1 protein-coding gene is annotated in these 665 nt (G+C 58.2%); it reads right to left on the reverse strand.

Annotated elements, in window-relative coordinates:
- Positions 1-665, reverse strand: a 665-nt coding sequence (locus PG887_RS22555; protein WP_270822966.1) for a GTP-binding protein, incomplete at both ends; no start/stop codon positions are given.

Here is a 665-nt window from a genome sequence, read left to right on the forward strand (position 1 = left end):
TTGACGATACCGCGCTCTACACGACCGGTTACTACGGTACCACGGCCTGCGATGGAGAAGACGTCTTCGATAGGCATCAGGAACGGCTGGTCAATGGCACGCTCCGGCTCCGGAATGTAGGTGTCCAGGTGGCCAGCCAGTTCCAGGATCTTCTCTTCCCACTGAGCTTCGCCTTCCAGCGCTTTCAGTGCGGAACCACGGACTACCGGCAGGTCATCACCCGGGAAGTCGTACTCGGACAGCAGTTCGCGAACTTCCATCTCGACCAGTTCCAGCAGCTCTTCGTCATCTACCATGTCGCACTTGTTCATGAACACGATGATGTACGGAACGCCTACCTGACGACCCAGCAGGATGTGCTCACGAGTCTGCGGCATCGGGCCGTCAGTCGCTGCTACTACCAGGATTGCGCCGTCCATCTGGGCAGCACCGGTGATCATGTTTTTAACGTAGTCGGCGTGACCCGGGCAATCTACGTGGGCGTAGTGGCGGGTTGCAGTGTCGTATTCTACGTGGGAGGTGTTGATGGTGATACCACGCTCACGCTCTTCCGGTGCCTTGTCGATCTGGTCGAAGGCGAAAGCTTTACCACCGAAGTGCTTGGCCAGCACGTTGGTGATGGCGGCGGTCAGGGTGGTTTTACCGTGGTCAACGTGGCCGATGGT

It is taken from the genome of Aeromonas sp. QDB14 (assembly GCF_027707845.1).
Classification (GTDB): domain Bacteria; phylum Pseudomonadota; class Gammaproteobacteria; order Enterobacterales; family Aeromonadaceae; genus Aeromonas; species Aeromonas caviae.